Source organism: Anoxybacter fermentans, from assembly GCF_003991135.1.
GTDB classification, from domain to species: Bacteria; Bacillota; Halanaerobiia; order DY22613; family DY22613; genus Anoxybacter; species Anoxybacter fermentans.
This window is the reverse complement of sequence record NZ_CP016379.1, coordinates 3,089,748-3,114,968: the sequence shown is the minus strand read 5'-3', so window position 1 is coordinate 3,114,968 and position 25,221 is coordinate 3,089,748. Positions and strand designations below refer to the sequence as shown.

21 protein-coding genes and 1 other RNA gene are annotated in these 25,221 nt (G+C 33.8%); 8 read left to right on the top strand and 14 right to left on the bottom strand.

Annotated features, from left to right (window positions below; translation table 11 throughout):
* The first annotated feature begins 272 nt into the window (after positions 1-272).
* Positions 273-2,336: a methyl-accepting chemotaxis protein gene (locus BBF96_RS14170; RefSeq protein ID WP_127017756.1), complete on the top strand. Its 2,064-nt coding sequence runs from the start codon at positions 273-275 to the stop codon at positions 2,334-2,336.
* 448 nt (positions 2,337-2,784) lie between these two features.
* Here the strand turns inward: BBF96_RS14170 and BBF96_RS14165 are convergent, their stop codons facing one another.
* Complete coding sequence (locus BBF96_RS14165; RefSeq protein WP_127017755.1) at positions 2,785-3,825, bottom strand: YeiH family protein; 1,041 nt, start codon at positions 3,823-3,825, stop codon at positions 2,785-2,787.
* Between the two features lie 154 nt (positions 3,826-3,979).
* On the bottom strand, positions 3,980-4,237 hold the full coding sequence (locus BBF96_RS16540) for a hypothetical protein (protein WP_164730810.1): 258 nt from the start codon (positions 4,235-4,237) through the stop codon (positions 3,980-3,982).
* Positions 4,238-4,442: 205 nt separating this feature from the next.
* Here BBF96_RS16540 and BBF96_RS14155 point away from each other — a divergent pair, with 205 nt between their 5' ends.
* Complete coding sequence (locus BBF96_RS14155) at positions 4,443-5,513, top strand: MFS transporter (RefSeq protein WP_236777833.1); 1,071 nt, start codon at positions 4,443-4,445, stop codon at positions 5,511-5,513.
* Positions 5,514-5,722: 209 nt separating this feature from the next.
* On the opposite strand, the gene BBF96_RS16535 is transcribed toward BBF96_RS14155, so the two are convergent.
* The 4 genes from BBF96_RS16535 to comA form a co-directional block, all read right to left on the bottom strand.
* Positions 5,723-5,863: a hypothetical protein gene (locus BBF96_RS16535; protein ID WP_164731110.1), complete on the bottom strand. Its 141-nt coding sequence runs from the start codon at positions 5,861-5,863 to the stop codon at positions 5,723-5,725.
* Between the two features lie 18 nt (positions 5,864-5,881).
* The gene (locus BBF96_RS14150; protein WP_127017753.1) at positions 5,882-6,328 is read right to left on the bottom strand and encodes a DUF441 domain-containing protein; all 447 of its coding nucleotides are present in this window, start codon (positions 6,326-6,328) and stop codon (positions 5,882-5,884) included.
* Between the two features lie 61 nt (positions 6,329-6,389).
* Positions 6,390-7,106, bottom strand: a complete 717-nt coding sequence (locus tag BBF96_RS14145; RefSeq protein WP_127017752.1) for a 2-phosphosulfolactate phosphatase — start codon at positions 7,104-7,106, stop codon at positions 6,390-6,392.
* A gap of 72 nt (positions 7,107-7,178) precedes the next feature.
* A complete protein-coding gene (comA, locus tag BBF96_RS14140; protein WP_236777832.1) occupies positions 7,179-7,994 on the bottom strand; it encodes a phosphosulfolactate synthase in 816 nt (271 codons plus the stop codon).
* A 219-nt stretch (positions 7,995-8,213) separates the two neighbouring features.
* Between comA and BBF96_RS14135 the strand changes: the two genes are divergently transcribed.
* Positions 8,214-9,416: an MFS transporter gene (locus BBF96_RS14135; protein ID WP_127017751.1), complete on the top strand. Its 1,203-nt coding sequence runs from the start codon at positions 8,214-8,216 to the stop codon at positions 9,414-9,416.
* 352 nt (positions 9,417-9,768) lie between these two features.
* On the opposite strand, the gene BBF96_RS14130 is transcribed toward BBF96_RS14135, so the two are convergent.
* The 7 genes from BBF96_RS14130 to BBF96_RS14105 form a co-directional block, all read right to left on the bottom strand.
* On the bottom strand, positions 9,769-11,730 hold the full coding sequence (locus tag BBF96_RS14130; protein WP_127017750.1) for an alpha amylase N-terminal ig-like domain-containing protein: 1,962 nt from the start codon (positions 11,728-11,730) through the stop codon (positions 9,769-9,771).
* Between the two features lie 183 nt (positions 11,731-11,913).
* Positions 11,914-12,513 carry a recombination mediator RecR gene (recR, locus tag BBF96_RS14125; RefSeq protein ID WP_127017749.1) on the bottom strand — a complete coding sequence of 200 codons (600 nt, stop codon included), beginning with the start codon at positions 12,511-12,513 and terminating at the stop codon, positions 11,914-11,916.
* A gap of 1 nt (position 12,514) precedes the next feature.
* A complete protein-coding gene (locus tag BBF96_RS14120) occupies positions 12,515-12,823 on the bottom strand; it encodes a YbaB/EbfC family nucleoid-associated protein (RefSeq protein ID WP_127017748.1) in 309 nt (102 codons plus the stop codon).
* Between the two features lie 57 nt (positions 12,824-12,880).
* A complete protein-coding gene (gene dnaX / locus BBF96_RS14115; protein ID WP_127017747.1) occupies positions 12,881-14,659 on the bottom strand; it encodes a DNA polymerase III subunit gamma/tau in 1,779 nt (592 codons plus the stop codon).
* Positions 14,660-14,760: 101 nt separating this feature from the next.
* Positions 14,761-14,889 (bottom strand): hypothetical protein, encoded by a 129-nt coding sequence (locus BBF96_RS17180; RefSeq protein WP_257791995.1) that lies wholly within the window; start codon positions 14,887-14,889, stop codon positions 14,761-14,763.
* A 56-nt stretch (positions 14,890-14,945) separates the two neighbouring features.
* Positions 14,946-15,212: signal recognition particle sRNA large type (gene ffs, locus BBF96_RS14110), an RNA gene on the bottom strand.
* 483 nt (positions 15,213-15,695) lie between these two features.
* Positions 15,696-17,477 carry an ABC transporter ATP-binding protein gene (locus BBF96_RS14105; protein ID WP_127017746.1) on the bottom strand — a complete coding sequence of 594 codons (1,782 nt, stop codon included), beginning with the start codon at positions 17,475-17,477 and terminating at the stop codon, positions 15,696-15,698.
* Between the two features lie 396 nt (positions 17,478-17,873).
* Here BBF96_RS14105 and BBF96_RS14100 point away from each other — a divergent pair, with 396 nt between their 5' ends.
* Complete coding sequence (locus tag BBF96_RS14100; protein WP_127017745.1) at positions 17,874-18,512, top strand: chloramphenicol acetyltransferase; 639 nt, start codon at positions 17,874-17,876, stop codon at positions 18,510-18,512.
* 318 nt (positions 18,513-18,830) lie between these two features.
* On the opposite strand, the gene abc-f is transcribed toward BBF96_RS14100, so the two are convergent.
* Positions 18,831-20,564, bottom strand: a complete 1,734-nt coding sequence (abc-f, locus tag BBF96_RS14095) for a ribosomal protection-like ABC-F family protein (RefSeq protein ID WP_205665650.1) — start codon at positions 20,562-20,564, stop codon at positions 18,831-18,833.
* Positions 20,565-21,301: 737 nt separating this feature from the next.
* Between abc-f and BBF96_RS14090 the strand changes: the two genes are divergently transcribed.
* The 4 genes from BBF96_RS14090 (at position 21,302) to BBF96_RS14075 (ending at position 25,154) form a co-directional block, all read left to right on the top strand.
* Complete coding sequence (locus BBF96_RS14090; protein ID WP_127017743.1) at positions 21,302-22,531, top strand: radical SAM protein; 1,230 nt, start codon at positions 21,302-21,304, stop codon at positions 22,529-22,531.
* A gap of 107 nt (positions 22,532-22,638) precedes the next feature.
* Positions 22,639-23,565, top strand: coding sequence for an ATP-binding cassette domain-containing protein (locus tag BBF96_RS14085; protein ID WP_127017742.1), 927 nt, complete (start codon positions 22,639-22,641; stop codon positions 23,563-23,565).
* Positions 23,562-24,359: an ABC transporter permease gene (locus tag BBF96_RS14080; RefSeq protein WP_127017741.1), complete on the top strand. Its 798-nt coding sequence runs from the start codon at positions 23,562-23,564 to the stop codon at positions 24,357-24,359. The genes BBF96_RS14085 and BBF96_RS14080 overlap by 4 nt, the downstream gene beginning before the upstream one ends.
* 6 nt (positions 24,360-24,365) lie before the next feature.
* Positions 24,366-25,154 (top strand): ABC-2 family transporter protein, encoded by a 789-nt coding sequence (locus tag BBF96_RS14075; RefSeq protein WP_127017740.1) that lies wholly within the window; start codon positions 24,366-24,368, stop codon positions 25,152-25,154.
* Positions 25,155-25,221: the final 67 nt, after the last annotated feature.

Here is a 25,221-nt window from a genome sequence, read left to right as displayed (position 1 = left end):
TTGAGGTAAGTGAAAACCTATGAGTTGACTGCGTGGATTGATGAATATTCCTGCTGGTAAAGCAGATTCTTTTGGATTGTGCAGTAACACTTAGTGTCTTCACTTTTTTGTTAAGTTTTTTAAACTGGAGTATCAGTCACCTCTTTTTGCGTAAGTTTACGCTCTCTGGAATAACATTTTCAGTAAATTTTTAGATGTGGAAAAGCCTTTGATTTACAAGGCTTTACACTATAAAACTTTTTTTAATAAATTACATATGAGGAGGAAGTATAATGAAAAAAATCAGCTCCAAAATTATCCTTGCCATTGTAGTTTGTTCTGCCATAATTGCATTGTTAGTGGGTAGTATAAGTATTATTAAAAGTTCAGATGTTATTCAACAGGAAGCATATAAAAAATTACTCCTAATGGCTGAAAATACAGCTAATCTATTTTCCCAGAGTGTTGTTCAATATGAATGTGTTGTAAGAAGTATATCAATTACTGTTTCAAATTCATTAAAAGTTGACCATCTTAAAAACGATGAAATTTTAAAACATTCTCTTAGTGTACTAGATCCCATCATTAAGGATTTTGGAAAGAATACTGCAGGAGCCATAGGAGTTTATTTTGTCCTTAATCCAGAATTAACAGGAGACATTTATCAAATCTGGTATGCTGATGAAAATGAAAATGGTAATTTTAAAAAACAAGCTAAATTGAGTATTAACAAATTTACACCTGATAATCCGGATATGGCCTGGTATTATAACCCAATTAAAATGGGAAAAGGTTTATGGACTCTCCCATTTATAAACCCTGTTACCAATAAATATGTGATTTCATATACAGAACCTATCTATATTGATAATACTTTAATTGGCGTAGCAGGAATAGATGTTTCTTTTGAAAAGTTTCGGCAAGCAGTATTGGATATAGAGGTTTATGATACAGGATATGCTTTTTTAATGAATGAAAATTATAATTTTTTAGCTCACCCTAATTTTACTGAAAACGACAATCTTAAAACCATAGAAAATGGCTTTTTTAAATCTCTTGCTGAAACCATAAAAACAAAACATTCAGGCGTAATAGAATATAATTACAAAGGACAGGACAAAATATTAGGTTATTCCCATTTAGCAAATGGACATATCCTTGCAGTTACAGGAACCAAAAAAGAAGCATTAAAAGAAATGATAAATTTAAGAAATTTACTATTAGGATTAACAATTACAGCACTTATCCTTGCTGCTGCATTAGGTTTTATACTTGCCAGAACCATTTCCAAACCTTTAATTAATTTAAAAGAGGCATTTAATAAAGCAGCATTGGGAGATTTAACAGTGAAAGCAAACATTAAATCAAAGGATGAAGTTGGTGAAGTAGGTAAAGGTTTTAATACAATGACTGAAAAACTTTGTAATTTGATTGAAAAAATTGCATCTGTATCTGATTTTGTTAATTCTGCTAGCAATCAACTATCAAAAGCTTCTTTAGATTCCACTGCTGTCTCAGAGGAGATCTCCGCTTCAATAGAAGAGGTAGCTTCTAGAGCAAATGAACAATCCAATACAATGGAAAAAGCCGCATCAATGACCCGGCTTTTATCAAAAGAAGTTGTAGAATTAGGAAAAATGGGAACACAGGTTGGCGAATCTGCTCAAAAAACATCTCAAAGTGCTCAAGAAGGTAAAAAGGCTATAGAAAAGATTAGAAATCAGATGAACCAGATTCAAAATACCATTACCGAGACGTCGGCAGTTGTAAATGAATTGGTAAATAAATCAAATAAGATCAATGAAATTGTCGAAATTATTAACCGAATAGCTAACCAGACTCAGTTACTGGCTTTAAATGCAGCAATCGAAGCTGCTAGAGCTGGTGAAGCTGGAAAAGGATTTGCAGTAGTTGCAGACGAAATTAAAGCCCTGGCCGAAGAAACAGTAACTTCTGCTGAAGAGATTGGTAAACTAATCAAAGAAACCCAGGAAGAAACCTCCAAGGTTAATATAGCTATGGAGCATGGAATTAAAGAAGTAAAAGCCGGAAATAAAGTAGTGGAAACAACCTCAGGTATTTTTGATGAGATTGTTTCCGCAGCTAAAGATAATCTAGAATTTGCTAATAAAGCCAATACATATATTGAAAAAATTACTGATTTCAGTAATCAAATCCTGGAGAAAATTGAAGAAGTGGCTGTTATTGCCCAACAGACTTCAGCAAGTGCTGAAGAAGTATCTGCTTCTACTGAAGAACAGACAGCAACTATTGAAGAGATTTCCACTTCAGCTGAAAAATTGCACCAAATGGCAGAAGAGTTGAAACAATTAATTGAACAATTTAAATATAAATAAAAAAAAATACAATTGTGGTTTATAAGAAAATCGGGTCAATTTTGACCCGATTTTTCTAATCCTATTCAATCTCTGAATAAATCCAATCTTCTCATTGATTTTTTTATCTTTGAGACTCTTCCAGACCATCCATCTTGACTATATGATGGTAAGCAAAAAAAACATTCTATAAAATTCGTTATATTCTATAATGCAAATAGGCTTAAAAAGTTGCTCATAAATTAACGCTATTATGATTTTACTGAAAAAACTAATTTTTCACTTCAAAAGAAATTTTTTAAACCATTTAAAGTTCGCTTTGAGTCGAAATAAGGCACACTAATCAATGGATCCTTCCGACCCTTAGACCCAGCTTATCACCTCCTGTAATGAAACCATTCTTTTCAATCTCACTAAAATGGTTAACAACTCAAAATTAGCTTTTTGCAATTTAATTTATTATAAATAGTTAAAGATAAACTAAAACTATCATCACCAATGTCACTATACTTACCATAAATTCTGCTCCCAGGCCAACCAGAAAAGCTTTAAGACCTGCTTTTTTCATCTCTGAAAACCTGGTTCTAAAGCCAACTCCGGCAAAAGTGAGCATAAATGCCCATTTAGCCAGATTATTAATAGCTTTTATCTCACCTTTACTGAAAAATCCAAAAGTTACCAGAATTGAGACCAATAGAAAACCTAAAAGAAACTTAGGAAACTTACTCCATATAAACCTTCCCTTATGCTTTACACCAGAAGCCATCCCTTTTTGTGCATAGTAAATAGCAAATATTAGAATAACAATCCCCATCAGGGCATTCCGGCAGAGTTTGGTGAGAGTTGCAATCTGACCCGCAGCTTCGGAAAAAACAAACCCGGTTGCAACGGCCTCAGCCGTATTATCTACAGCCAGACCAGCCCATAATCCAAAGGCTTTATCACTAAGACCCAACAAATGACCCAGGTATGGGAAGATAAAGATCATCCCGGCTCCAAAGATCAAAATTGTTGCAATAGCCAGAGATGAATCCCTTTCTTTTGCATTGATGGCTCCGGTTGCACCAATGATTGCAGAAACTCCGCAAATTCCTACCCCAATAGCTAAAAGTGAACCTGTTTTTTCCGGTAATCCAAACTTTCTCGCAAGCCAGGTAACGGTAACAATCGAAACAATAATCTCTACTATAACCATGGTTAACCCAACGGCTCCCAGATTCAAAACATTCCCTAAAGCTAATTTGGCTCCCAGAAAAACAATCCCAATTTTTAACCATAACTCATAGGTATTCACACCCGGCACAAAAACCTCTGGCACTCCTACCGTATTAGAAATAACCATTCCGATAGTAATAGCCACCAATATGTAATCCACATGCGGAATATAACCGGCTATAATTTTTGCAACATACCCGACAAAGAATAAGAGTAGAATTCCTGGAATCTTCTTAAAATATTTCTGAAAATATCCTTTTTCTACAACCAGAACCTGCGCTTGTTGGCCCTGCACAATATCAATCCTCCCGTTTAGTAAAAATCAATTGTGATAAAAGCAGATAAACTCTTTTTACCACGGTACTATAGTGATTACACCCAGTTTAATCAACCCTAGCAGAACAGCAGCAATTAATACAGCCTTCCAGTCTGTGCTAACCCCAATTCGTTCAAAGAGAAGTTTCTTCAACCTTTTCACCCCCCAACAAAAAAATCCATCCCCATTCTGGCTTTCTCATTCCTCTCTCAGAATATGTATTAAACAGGCAATTTGTGAATTTAATAAAAAAAGCCTGAAAAAATAGGCCTCTTCTTTTAAGCTTTTTACAGCTTTCTCTATTCTCTTTAACCCTCCTTCTAAGATGGAACGAGAGCAACCATATGAATTCTTTTAAAACCTTCTTTACCAGAGCCAAATCAGCTTCCATCATTAAAAACCACTTTTGCTTTCTTAAAAGGCTCTCTTGTTTAAACCCTAATTTACGACAGTCTAACCAGATTAAATATACTATTGGAATATGTTTATAGCTTTTGTACACAAAATCTGAAAGAATTTCATCAGAAAGTATAATTACTTCATTTTTAAGACAGCCTAATTTGAGAACAGGGCTAAATATTGGAGGTAAAAATGTCATGAAAAACAGATCAAATCAACAAAAAAAATCAGATCGGTCTACCTCACAGGGCACATCAAATATTGCACTTATGGCTTTAAGTGCGGTTCCACTTTTGATGGTTCTGGGAAATTCCATGTTAATCCCAGAATTTCCTAAAATTAAGTCCGCCCTGGATATAAACCAATTTCAGGTCGGTCTTCTCATTACCCTTTTTTCTACTGCAGCCGGGCTTTCTATTCCAATATTAGGATTTCTTTCAGATAAATATGGGCGTAAAATAATTATTGTTCCTTCAGTTTTAGTATATGGCCTGGGCGGGATTATCTCAGGACTTGGCGCAACTCTTTTGGATGACTCATATTTAATCATCCTTATCGGACGGGTGGTTCAAGGAATAGGTGCTGCAGGTACAGCCCCCATTGTTATGGCTATGGTTGGGGATTTATATAAATCTAATGACCGGAGTGAAGCAATGGGTGTTATCGAAGCTGCCAACGGAATAGGCAAAGTTATAAGTCCTGTCCTGGGTTCAGCTGTTGCTCTAATCTCCTGGCGGGCATTATTCTTCTCCTATGCCATTCTGGCTATCCCTATTTCTTTAGGTGTCTTCTTCCTTACTCAAGAACCAACTCATCAAGGCCAGAAAGAAAAACTCTCTTCCTATCTCAAAAAAATATTACAAATCTTTAGAGAAAAAGGACCGTCCCTTCTGATCAGCCTCTTTGCAGGCATGGCTGTCCTTTTTATCCTTTTTGGAGTCTTATCTCATGTCTCAGATATCCTGGAAAAAGAATATAATTTAAAAGGACTGACTAAAGGGTTAATCATTGCCATTCCCATTTTATTTATGTCCTCATTCTCTTATCTGACCGGACGTTATCTTAAACAAAAGGGTAAATTCTTTAAAATAGCCATCATTACAGGTTTAACTATTGTCGGCTCTGCATTATTCTTTCTCCCCTTTTTAAAAAAACCTTACATTTATGTGGGAATACTGACCATCATGGGCTTAGGCAGTGGATTCGTCCTTACTTCAGTAAACACCCTGGTTACCAGTAGTACAACCAGTGAGCAGCGGGCGGGGTAACCAGCTTATACAGCAGCCTCCGTTTTCTCGGAGTAGCCATCGGGCCTCCAACTTTTAGCTTACTCTTTAAAATCAGCGAAAAAATGATGTTCTGGTTTGGTACAAGTACCGCCTTTCTCGCTGCCAGTCTGACCTTGATCTTATTAAAAGAACAAAAACTTCTTCCTGACAACAATTGATAACAGTTTATATTGCCCAGGAAATGTTTCTCAAACTCTACTCTTTTGTTCATTATTTCTCTTCTCCTTTAAAAAATAATTATAAGTATCCTGAACCTCTTTTCCTTTAAAGGGATGATTGAAAACCAGCCAGATAAAAATCATCACCACTATGAATGATATAATAAGCATTTTAAATTCTCTCCTTTACTATAAAAGCCCCAGGATTTTGATAAAAAGAGCTGTTAATCCTCCGGCCATCAAAGGCCCAACGGGCACACCACCCCAAAAGATAATCCCTATAATAGAACCTACCACCATGCCAATGACCAGTTGGGGTTCAACTTTTAAAAGATTAAGCCCCATCCCGTTTAGTTTGGTTGCCAAAAGCCCTCCCAGAATCGCTATAATACCTGAAAAAGAAGTCATAGTATCCTTCAAATCTTTCAAAGTTACCTGGTCAGTAGCAAAAGGAATCAGTACTGTCATCACCAATAACAAAAGCCCCATATTAATCCCATTGTTAGAAAGAAATTTAAAGAACCTTTGCAAATGCAAAATGCGAAAAATTAACAGAATAGAAGCTGTCAGCATAACCAGCTTAGAACGCGACAACATCCCCATAGCCAGGATTAAAAGGAGTATATAAAAACCCATCCCACCTCAACTCCCTCATCATGCTAGTACATGATATGCAAGAAATAGGTGGGATAGAAGGTTAATAATATACTCTCTCTCCATCAAAATAACAAAGTAAAGGAAAAAAATCCAGTTGTGCACAAAACTCAATATCAGCTTTCTGGCCAATGTTAACTAAACGAGATCCATTTTGCGAACAGCTCATCAACTCTACCAGATCATCGGCATATCTTTCATAGAGCAACCAGGCTGTTTGAACCCTATCATCTCCCTGAATTTGAATCCCTTTATTTTTTAAATAAGAAATCATTGCTCCTGCTGTCACAAAATCCTCAAGACTGAAATGTCCTTGAGTTCCAGAACAGCATAATACCAGATCTTTTCCCAGATTAATTGCTTCCTCCATTGTAATAGATCTATTTAATAATGACCCTATCAACACCCGATGCGCAAGCATAGCACGTTGAATGGTCTTAGTACCATTGGTAGTAGAAAGAATAACAGTCTTACCTGATACAACTTGCGGCTGATACTCTAAAGGTGAGTTACCAAGATCAAACCCTTCGACCTTAATCCCATTCCGTTCACCACACAAAAGATAGGTACCTTCCTTTAATTCTTTCCCTCTATTTCTAGCTTCTACAATTCCTGCCTTGGGTTCTACCAATTTGGCTCCATAATAAAGAGCAGTAACAATTGTACTGGTAGCTCTCAGTGTATCAATAACAACTGCTGTTTTCCCCACTAAAAGCTGATCTTCCATTTCATTTACTGTCAAAATAATTTCTACCTGCATCTGATCACTACTTTCTTAATTAAAATAAAGTTTTTTTATATTCTTGTTATAGTGTCATATTCCTCTTTTTGATTATGTATAAAAAACAGGATTTTGATAACGGTAAAGAGCTTCTTTAAAGGTATCCCCCCTTAATCCATTTCTTAAAGCTTCCACCGCAAGAATATCTGATGTAGGAATATTACCTAAATTGACATTATTGCCCAAAGTTTTGATTAAATGAACCTGCTGTTTTTTTAATGGTGCTTCCCAAATGATAACTTCCGATGAAGGCGCCCCATACAAGAGCTTTTCCAAAATATTCTGGTCTGCATCCCCTTTAGAATCATATATACCAACAGTTCCTGACTCACGACCTTCTACAATTACCCGGTATGCCCCATTTTCCAGATCTTTATTTAAAAGTTTAACCATCTCATCAACTTGAAAAACCTCATTTTTATCCTTTTTTCCTATTTCAGTCAAAACCTTAAATCCCAGATCAACTGCTTTTTGAATAGCACGTTTCCGCATTTCATAATCCATCTCTATCGTTCCATCAGAAACTTCAATACAGCTGAATCCCAGTTCCCTGGCCCGCTCAAGAAATTGATCCAATTTCCCCTGTAAAATAGCAACTTCAAGAAATGTTCCACCTGGATAAATATCTATTCCATACGAACGGACCAATTCTATTTTCTTATGTAATACATAAGGTGAATAAAGAGCCGATGTACCAAAACTCAACTTTAAGAAATCAATATATTCTCCTGCAATTTCCAATAAATCTCTGGTCTCTCCCAATCCCAACCCCTTATCTAGAACCATTGTCAACCCTATATTTCTTGGTTTTGGCCGCCGATCTAACAAAGGAAATTCTAAATCTAGACCCCAACCATTCTTTATCACTCCCACCACTCTCCTTTTAACAACAAATTTCACTAAAATAATTTATTCAAAATTAATCAAAACTGTGAAAAGATATTTATATCGAACTTTAGATGGTTTGAAAAATTTTTTTATGAAGCGAAAAATTAGCTTTTTGCAGTAAAATTATAAAATACTATTGTATTATATCAGTAAGTAAACTATAATTGATTTGTAATATTATAAGGGAGGATTGGTTAAATGAGCAATTTTCGTTTTGTTCGCCATATGGAACTTAAAAATATGCCTAAAAATGTCTGGATCATGTCATATACTACTGCTATATTTGTTATCTCCATTTTTATCTGGAATAGATTAGTCCCCATCTATTTGCGCGAATTGGGAGCAACTGACTTTCAGGTAAGTTTAGCTTTTTCTCTTCTGGCTGTGGCTTTGGGAATTGGTCAGTTTCCTGGAGGTATCTGGGCCGACAAGCTGGGACGTAAACCTCTAGTGGTAATACCAACCTATATTGCCGGGGTACTTTATTTCATCGGTGGCTTTGTGCACACCTGGTATGCATTCGTGCTAATCTTAATTTTGGTAAATATCTCATCTTCTATTCAAGGCCCTGGATTTGTCTCCATTATGGCTGAAGCAGTAGAACCACGAAAAAGGGGTTCAGCCTTTGGATTATTTCAATTCTTTATAGGACTCTCTTTAGCTTTGGGTCCTGCTATTGGGGCTATCTTATTACCTTATTTCTCAATCCCCACAATGGTAGCTTTCACCGGAGTAGTGGGTCTTATCATTGGTATTTGGCGGCAAAAAAGTTTGGTAGAAACTAAAGCTGAAAATTCGTTGAAAAAATTTAAATACCGGGAGATTTTTAAGGGTGAATTACTCTTACTTTTATTCATCGGTACTTTCTTTACTTCTATTAGTAATCTAACCATCTATGGGCCATTTATTCCTCTCTATTCTATTGACATTTTAGGTCTGTCTAAAAAAGAGATAAATCTTCTCTTTGCTGTCGGACCATTTATAGCAATGGCAGTAAGTTTAATAGCTGGAAAACTAATTGAAATCTGGGGCCAGCGAAAAGTAATGATTGCAGGGATAATTGGTACAAATCTCTTTATCCTTATCTGGTTAATCAAAGGTGGATTTGCTCTGGCATTAATTACATTTTCCTTGGCTTACTTCTGCTTCCAGGGAGCAGCTATTGCTTATGATACCTTACGGACTGAAATTTCTTCTCATTATTCTGCTGGAGCAGTTCTTGGAGCATTAGGAACTGTCTCCGGTCTTATTTCTGCAGGTGCAGCTCCAATTGCCAGTGCACTGATTCCATATCTGGGTCCCCAATTTCCTTTCTACTTTGCAGCAGTGTTAGGATTGGGAACAGTAATTTGTGTCAACCAATTAAAATCATATGACAGAACTCAGGCGAAATCTCTTTAATGCAAACATCGAAAAAAGCCCCTATCCAGAAAGAACAGGGTCTTTTTGCTAATTTTGAGCGGCATATAAATTTTTCGTTAAACCATCTTAATGAAATGGAAGGAGAAATAAGGCCTCACCTCAGGATGTGATGAGCTAATAATAAGTCAGATTAGTGTGCCTTATTTCAACTGAAATCGAACTCTAGATGGTTAGAAAAATTTCTATTTGGAGCGAAAAAATAGCTTTTTGTAGTTTATCAAACATTATCTATACCAAATGCTACCTACAACCTACAAAAAGTTGTAAAAAGTATAATTTTCTGAACATAAATTAAGGTTCCCCATGAAAGGGGAACCTTTTTAAATATTAATTAATAAACCAGAATCACACCATCATGTCCCCATAACCCTGAAACTGTAATTTTTCCATTTACCACAGTATATTGATTACCTGTAAGAGCATCTGTTACAGTAGCTCCGTTAGGAATACTAAGTTGCCATGCATCGACAGTAACTGTATGATCAGTAAAATCGTTATTTAATACTACGATAATTCTATGATTCGCATCCCAACGGCCAAAAGCGTAAATCTTATTAGTGTTATCAACCAACAAAGGTTTAAATGAACCGGTTCTTAAAGCCGGATAAGTTTTGCGAATCTTTATCAACTTTTTGTAAAGGGTGAAAATATCCTGATTCCATTCACTGGAATCCCAACGGAAAGTCCAGCGATTATAAGGATCATTACCTCCAGTCATTCCGATTTCATCTCCATAATAAATACATGGTGCACCAATGAAAGTCATCTGGAAAATAGCAGCCAGTTTTAATTTCCAGATATCTCCGTCAGCCCGATATAAGAATCTGGCAGTATCGTGGGTTGATAAAGAATTTAACATAGCTAACTGAGCCTGACGGGGAATTTCAGCCAATCGCTGTACAATATAATCATTAAAGGTTTGTGTATCAATTGATTGTAAGTTATTATGAGTATCTTTACCTGTAATCCACTTAGATACTGGATTTGTGAAAATATAATAACTCATAGCGCCGTCCCATTGATCACCACCTAACCAATCAACTGCAGATCCCCAATATTCTCCTACCATATAAGCATCCGGGTTTACACTTTTAATGTGGCTTCTAATCTCTCTCCAAATATCATGATTTCCTTCATTTGTTCCATTCATCCCGATCTCATTGGCCACATCAAATCTCCAACCATCAATATTATATGGGGTTTGAAGATATCTTTTTATAATAGAATCAGAATTACGATATATTTCATCTCTCAGCTTCTGGCTGGAATAATCCAATTTAGGCATTGTTTCAATTCCCCACCAAGATACATAACCATCAGGCCAGTTATTAAAAGTATAATATTCATACCATTCACTGGATTGACTTTCATATGCTCCGAGAGTAGAATACCAATTAAGTTTATCAAACCAATAATGCCACATTCCCGTATGGTTAAAGACTCCATCAAGAACGATATTAACTCGATAATCACCTTCAAAATCATTAGTACTATGTGCCCTTTCCACCAGATAAGCCAAATCATCATTGGTCCCAAAATGGGGATCTACAAGATAATAATTCTGAGTATCATATTTGTGATTATTAGGTCCCTGAAAGATGGGGTTAATATAAATCGCAGTAATGCCCAACTCCTGTTGTAAATATGTAGGCAACTTTTGATAAATCCCTATCAAATCACCATTATAAAATTCATGTGCAACTCCATCCATTGGCTCATCCCAGCCTTTTGCAATTACCGGGTCTCCTAAATATTCGTATTCACCGTCAACTACATCATTGCTGGTATCACCATTACAAAAACGATCAGGAAAGATTTGATAAAAAATCGCATCATGAACCCAGGTGGGTGTGGAGAAACCAGGTACAACCCAGAAATCACCAAAATCCTGTTCATTGTCATAGATTCCTTTAGCATTCATCCAGACTGTTTTATATCCATCAGTAATCCTGAAACGGTACCATTTAATAGATGAACTTCCGGGGATAACCCCTTCCCAGATATCAAATACCCCAGTTTCATCATTTTTTACCCAATACATATCGACATAATGAAAGTTTCCATCAGCACTATCGTAATATTTGATAGTACTTCCTGTTATGTCACCTTTAAAAGTTCTTAACCGAATATAAACATTATCTGTTTCTGATGGTACTTGAGGATAAAAATACAAAGGACCTTGATCATGAAATAAACCATCCCACTCTACATTGTTATCATTGCTTGCAGCATAAACTGCCAGACTATAAGCCAAAAAAAACAAAACAACCAACAAACGTACTTTTTTCTTCATTTTACCATTCCTCCTTAAAAAATTTATGCAATCGTTTGCATAATTCTTTACACCTTTATTATACCTTATTTAGAAAAAATATTCAATATTTTTAGAATTTTTTATGATTATTTTTATTGGATCTTAAACAGAAAAAAGAATGATGGGAAAAACCCCATCATTCTTTTTACGCTTCATTTTCAGTTAAAGCTCTCTTCGACCCTCAAGGGCTTTAGAAAGGGTTACCTCATCGGTATACTCCAGATCCCCACCCACCGGTAAGCCTGCCGCAAGGCGGGTACACCGGATACCTAAGGGTTTTAACAGCCGAGCAATATACATTGCTGTTGCTTCACCCTCTACATTAGGATCAGTAGCAATGATTACCTCTTTAACCCCTTCTTTTTGAACCCGGGGTAACAGTTCTTTTATCCGGATATCATCTGGCCCAACCCCATCCATCGGGGAAATGGCACCATGTAAAACATGGTACAAACCTTTAAATTCACCTGTCTTCTCCATTGCAATAATATCCCGGGGACTTTCTACCACACAAATAACAGATTGATCCCGGGCCGGGTCATCACATAGATGACATGGATCTGTCTCAGTTAAATTACCACAAATAGAGCAATAGGTTATCTTCTCTTTTGCTTCTAAAATAGCCTCAGCCAGTGCCTTCGCTTCAGTATAATCCACTTCTAACAGGTGAAAAGCCAATCTTTGTGCAGTTCTTGTACCTATTCCGGGGAGTTTACTCAACTCTCCGATTAGTTTTGCCAAAGGTTTTGCATAGTACCTCATCTTAGAACAACCCGGGGATATTTAATCCCCCTGTTAATTTGGAGAGTTCATTGGTATTTAGCTCCTGAACTTTGCGAAGAGCTTCATTGACTGCTGCCAATACCAGATCTTCTAACATCTCTACATCATCTGGATCAACAGCATCAGGATCAATATTGATATCAACAATCTCCAATTTACCGTTGGCAACAACCTTAACTGCACCACCACCGGCTGTAGCTTCAACCGTTTTTTTAGCAATTTCCTCCTGAAGTTTCATCATTTTAGCCTGCATCTGTTGCAGCTGTTTCATCATTTTATTCATACTCATTTAAACCTCCTTTTTAATCCAACCTAACTTTATTTTATTGTTTTCATTAACAAAAGTTTATTCATTCTCCACTTTAATAATCTTTCCACCAAATATCTTCAATGCCTTCTGCACAATTGGATCCTGTTCTACTTCATCTTTGATTAGTTGAATAGACTGATTAGCCCTGGAAGCTGGTGTCATCTCTTGAGCATCAGATTTAATCTTCTGCTTTGTAATAGCTTCTTCTCCTTCAAAAATACAGACAACCTTAAAACTCTGACCTATTACCTTCTTTAAAGCCCGCTCCAGTAAATCAATTTCTTTTTCTGCATTTGTTTTATGGAAAGTACTTTCTCTAGGAAAAATAATATAAAGAGTATTACCAATGATTTTATACGGCCTACATACCAACAAAAATGCTCTTAATTTACGGGTCTTGGCATTTTTATTCAAAAGATTCATGGTAACTTCCCAATACTTTTCCATCTCTCCCATCGAGATGGTAGGTCCTTCGTTAACTTCCGTATTCTCTGTTCTCTTTTTAGATTCAATCTGAGCTTCATAATCTAACTGATTTTCTTTAACGTCTTTTTGCTGACTCTCAGTCTCTTTTTCTATTCTGTTCCTTTCTACAACAGCTTTATCTTCTTCTTTCCGTTCTTTTCCGGTCAGAACCTCTTCAGGTTTCTGAAAAACAGATTTTCTCTTCTCTACTATCTCTTCTAATCTAGCCAACCGGTTGATTATATTTGCCATAGAAGTATCCGTTTCCGGCGATGCTAACTTAATCATTGTCATCTCCAAAAGCAACCGGGGTTGACTGGCAAACTTCAACTTCTGATCTGTTTCTGTTAAAATTTCTAAAATCCGCAAAAGATCTCTGATAGAAAATTTACTGGCCTGGTCTGCCAGTTCTTCTTTTAGTTCATCTGGAAGGTCAATCAGATTATTTTGCAGACCGCACTCTTTAATTAACATTAGATCCCTAAAATAAAAGATCATATCTTTAACAAATTGATTCATATCTTTACCCTGGTCAACAATCTCGTTTATCAACTTCAAACCAGCCTTAGTGTCATGATTTGAAATAATATTTACAATTTCTGCTAGAATCTGTTGATCAACTTTTCCCAAAATAGTATTTACATCATCGATAGTCACCTTATCTCCACTAAAAGCAATGGCTTGATCTAAAATGCTAATAGCATCTCGCATCCCGCCTTCAGCAGTTCTGGCTATTAAATTCAAGGCACTATCTGTAATTGAAATTCCTTCTTGCTCACAGATATATTTTAACCTTTCTTTCAAATCCTTAATAGAAAGAAGGCTAAAATCAAACCGTTGACAGCGTGATTGAATGGTCGATAAAACTTTATGCGGTTCTGTAGTAGCCAGAATAAAAACCACATTTTCAGGCGGTTCTTCCAGGGTTTTTAATAAGGCATTAAATGCTTCTTTGGTTAACATATGAACCTCATCAATAATGTATACTTTATAATCCCCTTCACTGGGGGAAAATTTGACCTTTTCTCTAAGATCCCGAATTTCATCAATTCTACGATTGGACGCTGCATCAATCTCAATTACATCCACAGAACGTCCCGAGTTAATCTGCTGGCAGGAAAAACATTTATTGCAAGGGTCCGGAGTTGGCCCGTGTTCACAATTCAATGCCTTAGCAAAAATCTTGGCTGTAGAAGTTTTTCCGGTACCTCTGGGGCCGCAAAAAAGATATGCATGGGCAATTCTATTATTTATCAGTGCATTTTTCAATGTTTTAACAACAGTCTTCTGGCCTGCAAGATCATCAAAAGTTTTTGGTCTCCATTTTCGATATAATGATAAATAGCCCAATGCAACCGCCCCCTCTCTTTATTGTATTCGCTAGTTCTATCTTATCTCCTCCCATTATAACATAAAAGTTGGGTTATCCCCAACATAACTTTTTTCAATCCCTATTTTTTACTTTTTCTAATCCAACCACTGGCCCGATACATAACTTCCTGATCTAAGTACCATTTCTGCAGTATATCCAGATCTTCTAATTCTAACGATCTTAAAACAGTCAATTTCCCCCGCAACATATTTTTTCTCCTTAATTCAGGAAATAATTTCCTGCAAAAGAATAAAAAAATAATGGCCGTACGCCTAGCTTCGAGGTAGCCTCCCAAGCGTTACTTAAGCAGTTAGCTCGAGTCAGGCACCCCTACGGCACATCCAGACATTTACTTACCGCTGCTTCCTTCCGGACCTGACGGGGTTCGTAAAGCTGGATTGCGTAGGACCCAACTGTCAACACCACTTACTTAAGCCAGACCTCAAAAGGACTAACCCCTCAGCATAGGCTTCGACCCTGCTATAGCGGGTTGCAGGTTACAGGGTACCGCTACCCCCCCATCTAGTACGGCCAAACTTTAAAGCCTAGAAATTGGCTTATATACTTTTTTCAGGTACAGAAATTATTATATCAAAGAGAATACTCTTCGTCAAGGTAGTTATGCCCATTTTGATTTTAAATTATTCCCAGATTATTTTTACATTCCAGAGGAAAAATCTTTTACCTGTAATCAATTAGAGAAAATTAAAAAGAGATTAATGATTAAACTGCAAAAAGCTAATTTGGAGCGACATAGAAATTTTTCGTTAAACCATCTTAGCAAGATTGAAAAGAATGGCCTCATATAAGGATGTGATGAGCTAATTAAGGGTCAGGATGATCCATTGATTAGTATGCCTTATTTCGACTGAAATCAAGCTTTAGATGGTTCGAAAAATTTCTTTATGAAGCGAAAAATTAGCTTTTTGCAGTAAAATCATATATATGGTATATAAGCTTCTCCCATTTGTGCAAGATCATAAATCTTATTAGCACATCGGTTAATCATTCCTTCTAACAACCATATCTACATCGTACGCCTCTCGAATATCCATTAACATCACCCTCCAGAGAAATTTGTGCACCATACAGTGCCTTATATTCATCACAATTTTCCATCAACTCTTTATGTGTACCATAAGCAATTATTCTACCATCTTTCATCATATATATTTTATCTGCACCCATTACACTAACCAGGCGGTGAGATACTATGATACAACCAAATTGATCACGTTTTTGAAATAATGCACGATAAATATTCTCTTCAGTCGCTGTATCTACTGCGGAAGTCGCCTCATCAAGAATAAGTAATGTAGGTTTTTTAACCAAAGCCCTGGCTAAAGCTACCCGTTGCCGCTGTCCACTGGACAAACGACTGGACCTTTCTCCAACTATAGTATTACCTTTCTGAGGTAAATCATCTAAAAAGGGAATAACATAAGCATCCTGTAATGCCTGTTCAATAATAGACTCCTTTTCATCTGAATCTGTTTGAACAGCAAGGGATACATTTTCTGTAATTGAAATATTAAAAAGATACGGGTCCTGAAAAACTGCTGCTAGAGATGGAGAACCACATAAATCACTGGGTTCTATTAACTTACCATCAACAAAAATTTTTCCAGAATCAGGTTTTACCAGGCCCAATATGACTTTTAATAATGTTGATTTTCCACAACCAGTTTCACCTACTAATGCTACTACTTCACCTTTTCGTACAGAAAAGTTTATATTATGAATAACCTCTTTTTCTTTTCCATAACCAAAAGAGACATTTTCTAATCTAAGTTCAGAATTAATTATAACATTGCCACGGGATTCAAAGGTTGGTGGAAACCAATCTAACATTTCCTGAATTCGTTCAATAGCAACAAAACTTTTTTGAATTTGGGCATAATAATTAGCAATCTGGCTTATAGGATGAATCACCCATTGAATGTACCACATAAAAGCAATCATTCCACCCGTTGTTAAATTACCTGTTAAAACCCTATAACCACCAAGAATTAGACAGACTACAGTAGCTAAAGGCCATAATGCCTCGGTAAAATTGTTTAACCCACTTATCAAAATAGCTGTAGAACGTTGGGCTCTGGTAACACCATTATTTGCATTGTTAAATAATTTTTTCTGTCTTGACCAGAGATTAAAGATAGTAATTTCACGACAGGCTGAAACAGTCTCAATAAGACAATTTACTATTCGTGTATAGAAATTTCTTTGCTTTTTCCATACCTCACGATTTAAACCAGATACCCATTGACCAGCAGCTAACATGATAAATCCTAAGGGTAAGCACGCGATAAAAAGTACCCAATCAAGACGAACTAAGAAAAAAACCGACCATATGAAGATAAATAAATTTTGACCAACCAGTACAATGGGCTGGGTTACTAGATTACCCAAATCATAGACATCATTTAATGTTCTAACTATAGTCTCTGATGAAGAAGCTTTCTCTAATTGAACATATGAAGCTAAACGTAAACGTTCAAATAAAATCTGCCGAAATCTATGACCTAGATTGGCTCCAGCAATGCCTGCTAACCAGCCTGATATAAATCCTGCTAAAGCTTTAATTAATCGACAACCATACCAGAATGCTATAAGAGTTAAAATTTTTCTAAATTCTCCTCCTGCAAAGATTTCATCAATTGCTGACTGCATTAAACCAACAGGATAGGCTTCCATAAGTCCACTTAAAATTAAAGCAAAAAATAGTCCTATAAAAATCCACCAATTTTCTTTGATAAAATCAAATATTATCTTTACAGACTCTTGATTCTTTTTCACCTACTATAAACCCCTTTCTACTTTTACCTTTATGACTATAAGTTGGTTTTCAACAAAAAGTCTGAATCATTTCTACTTCACCAATTTCAGAATCTACAAGAAAACCTCCCTGTATTAGAAATTCTAATTCATTCTCAGCAAAAGATTTTAAATCCTTTAAAGCCTCAGAAGCTATTGCTATACATGCAGAAAATTAAAAATATTAAGAGGATATTATATAATATTTGGCGAATTATAATAAATCCCTCCATTCTGGATGTAGTAATCCTACCTACTCCAGAGGAGGGTTTCCTTCTTTTTTAGAAAAATCACGACCATAAAGAAAGCTCAAACTTTCATCACTTTAAAAAGGGGAAAATTAGCATGGAATATTTTATTTAAAAGGAGGAGAAAATTATGAAGTACATTGACCTGGATAATTGGCCAAGAAAAAGACATTTTAACTTTTTTAAACAAATGGACTACCCCCATTTTAGTCTCTGTGCCAATGTTGACCTAACCAAAATCTACCCTTTTATTAAAGAAAATAATTTATCATTTTTTAAAACTATTTTATATATAGCTGTAAGAACAGCAAACAATATTAAAGAATTTCGCTATAGAATTCGCGGTGAAAAAATTATCGAACATGAAATCATCCATCCAGCATTTACTGTACTAAGAGAAGATGAGGTATTCAGCTTCTGTAGAGCAGATTATAAAGAAGATTTTATAGAATTTTGCAAAGAAGTGGCAAAAAAAATGGATATGGTGAAAAAAAATTTATGCCTTGAAGATGAACCAGGTAAAGATAACCACCTTATTATCACCAGTATCCCCTGGATTTCATTTACTAGCTTATCTCATCCCATAAACTTAGACCCAACAGACTCTATCCCAAGAATCGCCTGGGGTAAATATTTTAAAGAAAACGGCAAATTAAAGATACCATTATCAGTTCAAGTACATCATGCTTTGATGGACGGTTTACATGTGGGAAAATATTTTTCTGCATTTCAAAATTTACTCAACCACCCGGAAAAAATTATAGAATAAAAATACGCCTTAGAACGAGATCATCCGCGAAAACAGTCCTTGTTCGGAATACCTCCACCATCGATTTCTAGCAGATATCTCATAATATATAATTAAACTGCAAAAAGCTAATTTTGAACGACATAGAAATTTTTAGCCAAATCATTTTAGCGAGATTTCCGACGAAACAAGGTCTCATCACAGGAGGTGATGAGCTAATCAAGGGCCAAGAAGGCCCTTTGATTAGGAAGCCTTATTTCGGCGGAAATCGAGCTTTAGATGATTCGAAAAATTTCTTTTGAAGCTAAAAATTAGCTTTTTGCAGTAAAATCATACACTTCATTTAAGTGAATTTCTTTTCTTTACCAACTGTTTATACTCCTCATCTAAACGTGCATATTCCGGGTCATCTTCGGATAACTTGCTAAGTTCAGAAACTAGATAAGCCATTTTGGTTTCAATAACCATCTTTTCTTCCCCTATGTTGTACCCATCTTCATCTTTCTTATCTTCAATTTTTTCTATATACTCTTTAAAACCTTTTTCTAGCCTATTTACCTTCCCATCTTGAAAAACCAGTAATTTTTCTGAAATTTTTTCTAAAAAGTATCTATCGTGAGATACTAGTATAATAGTCCCATTGTATTTTTCCAAAGTTTTTTCTAACTGTGTTCTGGTATACAAATCTAAATGATTAGTCGGTTCATCAAGTATAAGAACCTCATTATTTTGAAGTATAAGATCAGCAAGCTTAATCCTGGTTCTTTCTCCTAAACTTAACTGACCTATTGGTTTTTTAAGCATTGCTTCATCAAATCCCATATTTGCCAGTAATGTCCTTACTTCAGTATTATAATTACCTTTTATAGTTTTCATAGCCTCTAATGGTGTTTCTTCTTCATTTAAGTCCAGGACATCCTGACTTAAATAACCTATTTTAACCGACGGACTTACCCAGATACTACCACTATCCGCTTTCTCTTCCCCTAGAAGGATTTTAATAAGGGTAGTTTTTCCACAACCATTAGGTCCAAAAAGAGCAATTCGATCGCCATACAGTATATAAAAAGAACTATCCCTAAATAAAATTTTATCTCCATAACTTTTTTTTAAATTTTTTACTTCAATTATCCTACGACCACGTTTATTCGACCTGTTAAATTCAAATATAATTTCCGGTTCTTCCTTTGGTTTGGAAATACCTTCTTTTTTCAGCTTTTCTAGCTGTTTTATTTTTGATTTAACTCTTCTATCTAATTTTTTGGCTTTGACACGGTAAAATTCTTTGCCACCCTTTAACACTCCTTTTCTTCTGGCCTTCTCTCTAGCATCCTTGTTTGCTTTTTTTGCCCATTGTTTTAACTGTACTATCTCTTCTTCTAGTTTTTTTTCTTCTTTTTTTTGAACTTCATATTGATGCATTTGGTTTTCATATCTTCTGATTTTTTCCTCTCGATAGTAAGAATAATTTCCATAATAGTTATTAATTTTACCATCTTCTAATTCAACTATTCGATTCACAACTTGATCTAAAAAATACCGGTCATGTGAAATAACTAAAACCGCTCCCCTAAATTTATTCAGTTCTGTAATAAGCCATTCAACTCCGGTAAAATCCATATGATTAGTAGGTTCATCCAAAATTAAAAGGTCAGGATTAGTAACCCAAATATTAGCCAATGCTAGTTTGGTTCTTTCTCCCCCACTTAAACCAGAAAAACGATTTGAATCCCATTCCTGGACTTTATCTAAACCTAACCAACTGGTTACTTCAAAAAAATTACCGATTTCAAATTGATTATAATTTTCTTTTAACATATCATTAAAGTTATTTTCAGTATATGAAGTTGCTTGCAGTAAGTAACCTATTTTTAAGTTCTGTTTGTAATAGGTAATTGTTCCCTGATCACATTTTTCCTTTCCAAAAATTATATTTGCCAACGTAGTTTTTCCAGCCCCATTACAACCAACAAGACCAATTTTTTCACCTATTCCTATACTTAAATCAACTTTTTTTAAAACTTTGAGATCTCCATAATTTTTTGCGATACCCTGGCATCTTAATAATAGCAAAATATCACCTTCTTTAAATTATAACAATAGGCTTATTTCCCATTTAATTATAAAAATATTATTCTTCAAATCCCCACAAAAATCCTTTACATAAAATATTATACACTACTTATTTATTCAATTAATTTCTTTAACCAAAGATTCTATAAATATGGTCATACTGCAAAAAGCCAATTTTTCGCTCCTTGAGAAATTTTTCAAACCATCTAAAGCTCGATTTCAGTCGAAATTATGTATTTTTACTGAAAATATTTTGAAACTTCTGGTAGGGGAAAAAGTTATATTGTTCGATAATCGAATAAGAAACTCTATTAATTCAGACTGAAGATGGTTTTGTTGATCTATCTGAAGAGAAGGATATTAAAATGGCACGGGTTCTTTAGTATCGACTTCAGAAAGAATTTTTGTTTGGAGCATTATAACTTTTTTATATTTAATAACATTAAACCTAAGATTAGACTAATAAAAAAATATATCTAGCTTGACAAAAAAAGATAAAAAATGTAAAATATATTTATAATATTGCGAAATATCGGATATGTAGGTGACAGAAATAATGAAGAAACCAGTATTTAAAAAAGTGGTTGCTCTCGGTACTCAAACTGTGATGTAATTTAAAGAACAATAGACCTTCTAGTTTTTGAAGGTCTATTGTTCTTTAAATTTAAGTTCAAGTCTAAATTATATCTGGCAAAATAAATAACTAAAATATTATAAATAGGTTTGGGGGGACTTAATTGAATAAAAGATATATTATTCGAAAAGAAGGATTTGGTGGACTAGTTCATGATAAAGGTGAGTTTAATCTTTTTTGTGTAGATGATTTCGGATATGAAATTATCAAGAGGATTTATGAATTTGGCGTAGAAGGAATGTTACATTTTTATCATAATGATTCAAAAGAAGTATATACAAATATTTTAGAATACGTAGATATTTTAAAAGAAAATGATGTAATCAATCAAAATTATTTAAATGGTTCAATTATTGAAATATTACCAACAAAAAATGCATTGAGTGCTCCAGTGAAAGTATTTCTTTCAATTACAGATTATTGTAATTTAAAATGTAAACATTGTTTTGGGGATTATGGACAGGGTTCTCAAATGAGTTTTGATCGAGTTGCGGAAATTGTTCAACAGTTAAAAGAGGTAGGTGTATTTGAAGTTAGTTTAACTGGTGGAGAACCTCTATTACATCCAGATTTATACAAAATTATTGAATTACTTATTGATTCTGGAATTAATATACAAATTTGTACTAATGGCACTGTTATAACAGATGAATTTATAGATATTGTAAAACAGTATAAAAATCACTTTTTAAGATTGAGTATTTCAATTGATGGAATTCCAGAAGTACACGACAGAATTAGAGGTACTGGTACTTATAACAAAATAATGTCTAATATAAAAATTTTACAAAAACATAATATAGATTTTGGCTTTAATTTAGTCTTAAATAACTTAAATGTATGGACTATAAAAGAGTTTTTAAATATTATGTATGACCGTGGAATTCATCGGGGCTCTTTTTCACCTATTAAACCTGTTGGAAGAGCAAAGAATACCTCTTTAAATTTTAGAAAAGGAAATAAATTTAATACAGATTGGAAAGAGATGGTGATTAATGAGATAAAAAATTTTGCTCATAAAACAGGAAATAATCAATTTTTATATGGACATTTAATAACTCCTGAGGGTAAAGTTACACAACCGGTAGGAGATAATTTAATGGGATTTTTACAAGCTAAAAGATGTGGGGCAGGTATTATTAATGCTAGTATTGCAGCAGATGGAAAAGTTTTACCATGTACTTTTTTAAGTGAAGTCTTTAAAAAAAGAGAAATACCATCTGAATCTGTTTTCAATAAAAATTTTAAAGAGATTTGGGATAAAAATGAACAATTTCTTTTCATGAGAACATTAGAAATAGGATCAAAATGTAAATACTGTGAAGAGTATTAAAAAAAGAAATGTTATGGTGGATGTCCATCAGTAACTGATGAGATTACGGGTAATTTAATGAATCCTGAGCCATATTGTAAATATTATGATAGATAGGAGTTACCAATATGATTGAAGTTACTAATTTATCAAAAACATATAAAATCAAAAGAAGGAAATTCAAAACAGTGTTGAATGATATTAATTTTTCTGTTGATGATGGTGAAATTGTTGCCTGTTTAGGTAAAAATGGAAGTGGTAAATCTACATTAATAAAACTTTTGTGCGGTGTTTTGTCCCCTTCATCAGGAGAAATCAAAATTAATAATCTAAATCCTTACAAAGACCGTAAAAAACTATTGAAAAATATAGGGGTACTTTTTAGTCAAAAAAGTGTTTTGATATGGGATTTACCACTTATTGAATCTTTTAAATTATATCGAGATGTATATAGAATGGATAAAAAGGTATTTGAAAAAAATTTAAACTTTTTGGTAGAAAAATTAAATTTAGAAAAATTATTACATCATCCAGTTAGAAAGTTTTCTTTCGGTGAGAGAATTAAATCGGAGTTTGCTGTAACTATGATCCACAAACCAAAATATATCTTTTTAGATGAACCAACGGTAGGCTTAGATGAGATTACTAAATCGATTTTTAGAAATTTGATTAAGGAATATGTTAAAGAGACAAAGGCAACAGTTTTTTTCGCTACCCATCTATTAGGAGATGTTGAAAGTATAGCTTCAAAAATAATGTTACTTAATGATGGAACTCTTCAGTATTATGATACAATGGAGGAATTTCGTAAAAAATATCTAACTCATAAAATTATTTCGATATATTATACCAGGGTAAATAATTATCAAGCTTTTAAGGAGCTAAGACTAAACTGTAATGTACTACAGGAGTCTTTTGACTATATTAGAATTAAAATAGATAATAAAACGATAAATGATATGTTACCAATTATATTAAATACATTTGACATAATTGATATATCAATTACAGATATTTCTTTAAGAAATGTTATAAAGGAGATTTATCAACAATGAGATTTTTTTGCATAATGATCAGGCGTTTTTTGATTATATCTTTCAAAAAAACTTTAGAATATAGATTCAATTTAATATCGTATTTTTGCACAAACTTACTTTTATTTCTGTTGCAGATTTTATTCTGGAATATTATTTTTAAAAAATTTAATGGATTTTATGGCTGGAAAATTGAGCAGTTAATAATGTTATATTCTTACACTAAAATATATTATAATTTGAACTGGGCATTATCGAGTGGAACTTTTCAGTTCTGGCGGAGTATTAATTCTGGAGAATTGGATGTCTTTTTAACTAAACCGGTCAATCCAAATTGGATGATTGTAGGATTGAGGATAAATTTTATGCCCCTTTTTCAATTGGGATTTGAAATTACCCTAATGTTTATTGTCCTTTCTTTTATGGGTTATCAGATAGACATATTGAGATTTATTGAGTCTTTAATTATGATATGTTTAGTTGTCTATACAATGAATCGGATTTATTTGGCTTTAAATTATACTGCTTTCTGGATTAAACAGGCCAATTTTGTAGTAAACATTTTAACAATGATTAATCCAGTTATTAGATATCCAATTACAATCTATCCAGATAATATTATAAAATTTTTTACATATGTATTACCTTTAGTTTTTCTGGCAACATATCCAACATTATTTACATCACATTCGATAACAAATGAAGATTTTTTTCAGATTAATAAAACTTTAGTTTTAGTTGCTATTACGTGGACCATAATAACAGCCTATATTTGGCGAAAAGGTCTAAAAAATTATGAAAGTGGTAGAGGTTAGATTATTATGATACGAAATTTTTTGAATTTATTTATCCTAATAAGAGTAAATTTATTAAATTATCGGTATTATTTTATTAACTCTTTTTTCGATTTAATATCTTATCCGGGGTATTTAATTATATACTATTTTGTGTGGAAAGGGATATTAAATAATAGTGAAAGTTATACCTCTTTAAGAGATATTATGATCTATTTTTCCATTGCCCTTTTCGTTTATTCTCTCTATAATGACCGAATTATAAATGAAATGGTTGAAGATTGTGTTGTTAAGGGTGAGTTGACAAAGTATTTATGTAAGCCAATAACACTTATTGAAAGTATTTTCGGAAAAGTTTTTTGTAATGTAATTATTAAGATGCCGTTTTTGCTATTGTTATTAATCTATTTAAAATATTTACAATTCAAAATTCAACTTTTTCAAATAATACAGTTTTTGATTATCATTAACCTGTCAATAATTATTAATACTCTATTTTATTTTTTGATTAGCTTATTATCATTTAAGTTTGAAAGAGTTTGGGTCTTACGGATGTTAATTTCAAATGTAGTTAGTTTTTTTAGTGGTAGTATAATACCACTGTATATTTTTCCAGAAAAAATATTAAAAATTATTAATATTCTTCCCTTTAAATTTTTTGTTTTTGTTCCAACTACTTATCTTCAAAATAAGTTATATCTAGATAGTTTTATTAAAGATATTTTTATTGAAATTGTTTGGTTAATAATTTTTGCAATTAGTTCATTATTGGCCTGGCAAAAAGCATTAAAAGTATATAGTGGTTATGGTGTTTAAGAAGCAGTATTACTATTTTTCGCCTTTTTCAATGTTTAGGAAATTATACTTTTTCGCAAGTTAAGGA